The organism is Rhodococcus sp. IEGM 1366, from assembly GCF_033142425.1.
Classification (GTDB): Bacteria; Actinomycetota; Actinomycetes; order Mycobacteriales; family Mycobacteriaceae; genus Rhodococcus_F; species Rhodococcus_F globerula.
In genome coordinates this window covers 399,357-405,356 of sequence record NZ_JAWLRZ010000007.1, presented here as the reverse complement: position 1 = coordinate 405,356, position 6,000 = coordinate 399,357, and the positions used below count along the sequence as shown (strand labels likewise).

Sequence of the window (6,000 nt, the reverse complement as noted above, 5' to 3'; positions counted from 1 at the left end):
TTGGGGTTTGTTACCCCGGTTGGTGGCTGGGGCTTTGACCCGGTTTGGGGGCGGGGGGGGGTTGAGACCCGGGGGGCGGGGTCGGGGGGGGTGGGGGGGGGGGGGCTGGGCGGGGCGGCCCCCCCCCCGACGACCTGACTTGTGTGAGCTCAGCTCAGTTGAGTCAGACGTGGAGCAAATCCCTGAGTTCGGATGGTTGCCCCCGCCTCACGGGTGAGTTCCCGTGCACTGCCGAGCAATCCGTCGAGAAGCATGGCCCGACGGACGTGACGGTGAAGGTCGTGTTCGGCAGTGAAACCGATCCCGCCGAGTACTTGCTGGCAGTGGCGGGCCGTTGTCAGTGCGGCTTTGCCGGCCGCGGCCTTTGCCAGCAGCGAGCCGAGGTCGTCGGTGGCGGTATTCAACGTTGCTTCCGCGCCCTCGATGGCGACCAGCGTCTCGGCGAGCCGATGACGAACAGCCTGGAACGATGCCACCGGCTTACCGAACTGCATGCGGTTCAAGGCATGGGTGCGGGCGAGATCGAGCATTGCGCGACTGGTACCCACCAACCACCATCCGAGTGCCCGGCGACCCGCTGCGAGCGGGACGGCATCACCGGCCTCCACGACGCGTAGCGGAACATCGGTGTCCAATGTTGTTCCGGGTCCCTCGCTCCGTTCCCACAGGACCCAGCGCCCACCGGAGTACGGCAGCGCGACGGTACCGCCCACGGGCAGACTCAGCGCGGTATCGGCCAACACCACGTCGTTGACCAGTGGTGCATGGGCGCCGGTCTCGCCGAGCAGGCGAAATACCAGAGGCACTGCTACATCGGGCATTTCGGTGAGCATCTCGGTCCAACCGAGTTCGGTCATGGCGGCATCGAGTTTGCTGCCGGACACACTGAGCATTGTCTTGCGGAGCGTTTCGGTGAGCAGATTCAGCTCGTCGTCGTGCATGCTCATTCCTTCCCCAGATCCAGCAGCCGCCGCGCGATGATGTTGCGCTGAATTTCAGCTGTACCGCCGTAGATGGTGGCTGCACGCGAGTACAGGAACTCCGACCGCCATGGCGTCTCGTCGAGTTCGATGGTGCCAGGCAACAAGTCGCGCACGGTATCGAACAACTGCTGCTCGGAGGTCGCCAGCAGAACCTTGTCGATCGATGTCTCCGGGCCGATCTTTGCGCCCTCCGCCAATCGGGTTTGTGTCGCGAGGGACCGGGCTCGCACGGTGTGCAGTGCCAGGTAGGCGGCGCCGAGTTCGGCGTCATCTGTTGCGTCTGTGTCGGATTCGGCGAGCAGCTGATCCAGACGGGAGAACAGGTACGCGATCCGATGCCAGAAGCACGTGGAACGCTCATGGGGCAGTAGATCCATCGCCACTCGCCAACCGTCGCCCGGCTTGCCGAGCATGCGGTCCGCCGGAACGACGACGTCGTCGAAGTAGACCTCGGCAAACTCGTCGACTCCGTGCATGGTGCGCAGCGGCCGGACGGTGATGCCTGGAGTGTCCATGTCGACGAAGAAGGCGGTAATTCCGTCGTGGCCCGGCCCGGTACGGGTGAGCAGGACACATCGCGCCGAATACTGAGCCAGCGACGTCCAGACTTTCTGACCGTTGACAACCCAGTTTTCCCCGTCTCGGACTGCCCGGGTGCTCAGCGACGCGAGATCGCTACCCGAACCGGGTTCGGAGAAGCCCTGGCACCATTGCTCACGTCCGCTGAGAAGCCGCGGAACCATTTCCGCTGCCAACTCCGGCCGGGCGTACGAAATCATCGTGGGAGCAAGGACTTCGATCATCGAGTAGATGCCGGGCTCGGCGAGGTCGCGAGTGGCAACTTCCTCGCCGAGAACCGCACGCAGGACAGCGGGCCCACCGAGCCCGCCGACCTCCTCGGGCCAGCCGTACCGCATCCAACCCGCGTCGAACAGTGCACCTCGAACGCGGCCGAGCTGTTCTACCTGACCGTCGAGCGAATGATCGGATCCGGGGGAGAGATCGTTTTCGGCCAGCCAGGTCTGAACGGCCGACCGAAATTCGGGGACGTTCATGCCCCCGGACGATCGAAAGCGTGAGGAATACCCGAATCATGATCGCCGTTGCGGCGCAGGAACGTCATCGCGCGCGTCTGCAGCCGCCAACCGTCTTCGGTGCGCAGGTACGTATCGCTGTAGTAGCCGATCCGCATGTCGTGCGTTGCATGATCGACGAAGCACAGTGTCTGGCTTCCGGTTGCCGTGTCGGCACCGGTGAATTCGACGACGGGTGTCCCCGTCATGAACAGCCCCTGGGGAGCGGCCGCAACCAGAGCGGGAAACTCGTCGAGTGGGTACTTGTCGCCGAAAGCGCTGTACGTGCCGTCCGGAGTGAACACAGCGACAACACCGTCGACATCGCCCTTGGTCATGTTGACCGCATAGCGAGCGAGAAGTTGCGAGATCTCCATGATCTCGTCAGTTGTTGACATAAATCTTTCCGCCCTTCATGACGAAGCCGACTCGCTGGGTAACCGTGATGTCCTCCAACGGATCTCCGGGTACCGCAATGATGTCGGCGAGTAGACCTTCGGCCAGACGGCCACGGTCGGTGACGTTGATGAGATCTGCGGCGACGGTGGTGGCCGCCCGCAACACCGCGATATTGCTCATGCCGCGAGAGACGAGGGCAACCAGTTCGTCTGCATTCTTTCCGTGCGGGATTGCCGGCGCATCGGTGCCTACGGCGATCTTCACACCGGCGTCGTATGCCGCCTTGACCGAAAGTCGTGCACGCGGGAACATTTCGGCTGCCTTGGCCTGTAGCTCCGGCGCGGCCTTGGAGGTATCCATGGCGTCGGCCAAGCGCGTGGTCGGCACCAGGAAGGTGCCGTGCTCCACCATCATTGCGATGGCCTCGTCGTCGACCAGGAAGCCGTGCTCGATGCAGTCGATGCCGGCTTCGATTGCCGCCTTCACTGCTTCTGCGCCGTGCGTGTGCGACGCGACACGCAGACCGCGTCGGTGCGCCTCGTCCACGATCGCACGCAGTTCTTCGTTGGAATAGTGTTGCGCACCAGGTAGTCCGGTGTGTGACATGACTCCACCCGAAACGCAGACCTTGATCAACTGAGCGCCGTGCTTGATCTGGTAGCGAACAGCCTTACGGCACTCGTCGACACCGTTGGCGATGCCCTCTTCGATAGTCAGGTCCAACACGCCGGGAGCAAACGCCGCGAACATCGTCGGATCGAGGTGGCCACCGGTGGGAGTGATCGCGTGGCCGGCCGGGATGATTCGCGGTCCGTCGACCCAACCCGCATCGATTGCCTTGCCGAGAGCCACGTCGAGCAGGTAGCCACCGGTTTTCACGAACAGTCCCAGGTTGCGCACAGTGGTGAAACCCGCGCGCAGAGTGCGACGTGAGTTGCCGACGGCACGCAGCATCCGGAGCGGCGGATCATCCTGAACCGTTGAGTAGACCGGCTTTTCGCCGCGTCCACCCATCAGCAGGTTTACCTCCATGTCCATGAGTCCGGGAAGAAGAATCTGGTCGCCGAGGTCGACGATTTCGCCTTCGGGTGTTCCGCCGATTCCGACGATCTTGCCTTCGTCGACCTTGATGACGGCCGGCCGGACGATCTCGCCGCTGTCGACGTCGAGCATTCCCGCTGCTTTGAGTGTGATCATGTTCAGTCCCTTTGAGATCAGAAGATCAGAAGATCAGACGATCGGTAGATCGGGTCAGACGACGGGTTCGACGGTGACGGCTACGTAGGCTGCGCCGCTGTCGGGGACGCGGGGTTGTTTCCAGACTTCGATGGGGAAGGTGACCATGACGAAGGATTGCATGAGGTGTACGAGTGCTCGTGCGTCGTCGGGTAGGTCGTCGAGGGGGAATTTGTCGCAGTAGGTGATGGCGTCTTCGAGTCGGTTGAAGGCGGCGTCGTAGAAGTCTTGCATTTCGGGCATGGTGGAGGCGAGGCGTTTTGCGTAGCGTTCGCCTTCGGTGGGGAGGATCCAGTCGGCGAAGCGTTCGAGGTCGGCGAAGTCAGTTGGTAGTGGCATCGCGGTGCTCCTTGACGTGTGTTCGTGCGGTGTGGTGAAGGTGGCGGATGAGGAGTTCTTGGTCGCAGAGGGGGAATTCGGTGACGGTGCGGGTGGCCATCATTGTTTGTGAGGCTTCGAGGGTGTTCGCGTCTTGGAGTGCGTATTCCTTGAAGGTGACTGCGGCGAGTTCGTGTGCGAGTCGTTCGCGGGTGTTCTTGGGGGGTACGAAGTAGAGGCTGGCTTCGAAGATGTGTTTGTCGACTGCGGTGGGCCAGTAGTGGTAGGTGAGGTACCAGCCTGGTGCCCAGATGAGGAGCATGAAGTTGGGGAAGATGGTGAAGCTGTCTTCGCCCCAGGCTGCGTGGCGTGCGGGGTTGAGTGTGGGGGGTAGGGGGTCGAGGCCTTCGATGTCGGGGCGGTCCCAGGGGCCGAAGAGTCCGCTGCGCAGTGCGCGTTCGATGGGTTTGACCATGTTGAGGTCTTTCGGCGGTGCCATTCCGCCCCATGAGGAGATGAGGGAGTGGGGTCCGTCGAGTTCGTAGTGGAGTGCTTCGAAGCCGGTGGCGGCGAGTTTGTCTGCTTCGGCCTTGGTTGCCTGCTTCTGGTGCAGGATGGGGGCGTGGTAGAACTCGGCGAATGCGTCGATGAAGAGTTTCCAGTTGCTGCCGATTTCGGCGCGGTAGCTGTAGACCTCGGTCATTTCGTGGAAGGGGTAGCCTTCGACGCCCTTGAGCATGGGGCCGAGGTATTCCTCGAGGCTTTGCTGGGGGTTGAGGTTGACGAAGATGAAGCCTTGCCAGGTTTCGCAGGTGACTTCGACGAGTCCGTAGTCCTGTTTGTCGACGTCGAAGAATTCGCCTTCTTGTTGGATGAAGGAGAGTTTGCCGTCGAGGTCGTAGCGCCAGGCGTGGTATTTGCAGGTGAACTGGCGGCAGGTGCCTGAGGTTTCGTCGCCGGGGATTTCGTTCCATACCAGCTTGTTTCCGCGGTGGCGGCAGACGTTGTGGAATGCGCGGATGGTTCCGTCGGCGCCTTTGACGATGATCAGGGAGGTGTTGACGGCGGCGAGTTCTTTGGTGAAGTAGCTGCCGGTGCGGGGGACTCGTTCGACTCGTCCGACGTTGAGCCAGGTGCGTTTGAAGATTGCTTCGCGTTCGGCTTCGTAGTGTTCGGGGTCGATGGAGTCGGTGTAGTCGACGGGTGCGGTGCCGAGGTGGGGATACTGTTCGGTCCAGCTTCCCGCGGCCGGTTTGGCGAAGTGTGGCACGGTCTACTCGCTTTCGTGGTCTGGCTCGATGCCAAATGAGTTGAAGGCCATGGCCATCAGGCCATAGCAGCCGACGGTGAAGACAAAATCCATCAGCTGTCGTTTGTCGAAATACTCGCTGAGTGCAGCCCAGGTTTCGTCGGAGACGATCGAATCGACTTCGAGCTCTTCGACGGCGCGCAACACCGTGATGTCGGGTTCGACGAGGGCTTCGCCGCGCATCGCCGATTCGATCTCGGCCGGCGTCAGGCCTGCTTCCTCCTGGGCGATGATGATGTGGTGGGTCTTCTCGTAAGCGCAGTTTCGGCGCGTTGCAACCCTCAGGATGGCGAGTTCGCGCAGGCGCGGCGGAAGGCTGTTGCGGTACAGCATTCGCGTGCTGAAGATGAGGAAGTCCCTGGTCAGTTCAGGGTGATTCACCAGAGTGGACAGAGCCGGTCCGGCACCTTCCGGGTTCTGCCGCTCACGGGGCAGCATTCCGCGCAACGACATTCGGACCTGGTCGTCCCAATCTGCTTCGGGTAACGGAGATAGCCGCATCAGATGTTCGTTTCCTTTGCTGTCATCGAAAGGTGCAATATTTTCGATCTCATCTTTGAGAATCACATTCTCTTTAACTGAGCGCAATATTTCCACAGTCCTCACCCGTCGTCAACGTCGGCCGGGTTCGGTCGGTCTACACACAAAAAACACGCGGTGTTCGACAAACGAACACCGCGTG

General features: G+C 61.8%; 7 protein-coding genes. All 7 read right to left on the bottom strand.

Annotation, left to right across the window (positions count from 1 at the left end; all coding sequences use genetic code 11):
* Positions 1-149: 149 nt before the first annotated feature.
* From R4P64_RS22870 to R4P64_RS22840, 7 genes are read right to left on the bottom strand one after another with little or no spacing between them, the layout of a single operon-like run.
* Entirely contained in the window at positions 150-947 is a 798-nt protein-coding gene (locus R4P64_RS22870) for an acyl-CoA dehydrogenase family protein (protein ID WP_218833729.1), read from the bottom strand.
* Positions 944-2,038, bottom strand: coding sequence for an acyl-CoA dehydrogenase family protein (locus R4P64_RS22865; protein ID WP_033236975.1), 1,095 nt, complete (start codon positions 2,036-2,038; stop codon positions 944-946). The genes R4P64_RS22870 and R4P64_RS22865 overlap by 4 nt, the downstream gene beginning before the upstream one ends.
* Positions 2,035-2,454, bottom strand: coding sequence for a nuclear transport factor 2 family protein (locus tag R4P64_RS22860; RefSeq protein WP_045064773.1), 420 nt, complete (start codon positions 2,452-2,454; stop codon positions 2,035-2,037). Before R4P64_RS22860 ends, R4P64_RS22865 begins: the two co-directional genes overlap by 4 nt.
* The gene (locus R4P64_RS22855) at positions 2,441-3,652 is read right to left on the bottom strand and encodes a metal-dependent hydrolase family protein (protein ID WP_033236973.1); all 1,212 of its coding nucleotides are present in this window, start codon (positions 3,650-3,652) and stop codon (positions 2,441-2,443) included. The genes R4P64_RS22860 and R4P64_RS22855 overlap by 14 nt, the downstream gene beginning before the upstream one ends.
* A gap of 54 nt (positions 3,653-3,706) precedes the next feature.
* Complete coding sequence (locus tag R4P64_RS22850) at positions 3,707-4,030, bottom strand: hypothetical protein (protein WP_033237421.1); 324 nt, start codon at positions 4,028-4,030, stop codon at positions 3,707-3,709.
* A complete protein-coding gene (locus R4P64_RS22845; protein WP_033237420.1) occupies positions 4,014-5,279 on the bottom strand; it encodes an aromatic ring-hydroxylating oxygenase subunit alpha in 1,266 nt (421 codons plus the stop codon). Before R4P64_RS22845 ends, R4P64_RS22850 begins: the two co-directional genes overlap by 17 nt.
* 3 nt (positions 5,280-5,282) lie before the next feature.
* Positions 5,283-5,819, bottom strand: a complete 537-nt coding sequence (locus R4P64_RS22840) for a carboxymuconolactone decarboxylase family protein (RefSeq protein ID WP_045066694.1) — start codon at positions 5,817-5,819, stop codon at positions 5,283-5,285.
* Positions 5,820-6,000: the final 181 nt, after the last annotated feature.

Coding starts and splice junctions, on each gene's coding strand:
- R4P64_RS22840 (WP_045066694.1), bottom strand. CDS start 5,819: ATGCGGCTATCTCCGTTACCCGAAGCAGATTGGGACGACCAGGTCCGA.
- R4P64_RS22855 (WP_033236973.1), bottom strand. CDS start 3,652: ATGATCACACTCAAAGCAGCGGGAATGCTCGACGTCGACAGCGGCGAG.
- R4P64_RS22865 (WP_033236975.1), bottom strand. CDS start 2,038: ATGAACGTCCCCGAATTTCGGTCGGCCGTTCAGACCTGGCTGGCCGAA.
- R4P64_RS22850 (WP_033237421.1), bottom strand. CDS start 4,030: ATGCCACTACCAACTGACTTCGCCGACCTCGAACGCTTCGCCGACTGG.
- R4P64_RS22870 (WP_218833729.1), bottom strand. CDS start 947: ATGAGCATGCACGACGACGAGCTGAATCTGCTCACCGAAACGCTCCGC.
- R4P64_RS22860 (WP_045064773.1), bottom strand. CDS start 2,454: ATGTCAACAACTGACGAGATCATGGAGATCTCGCAACTTCTCGCTCGC.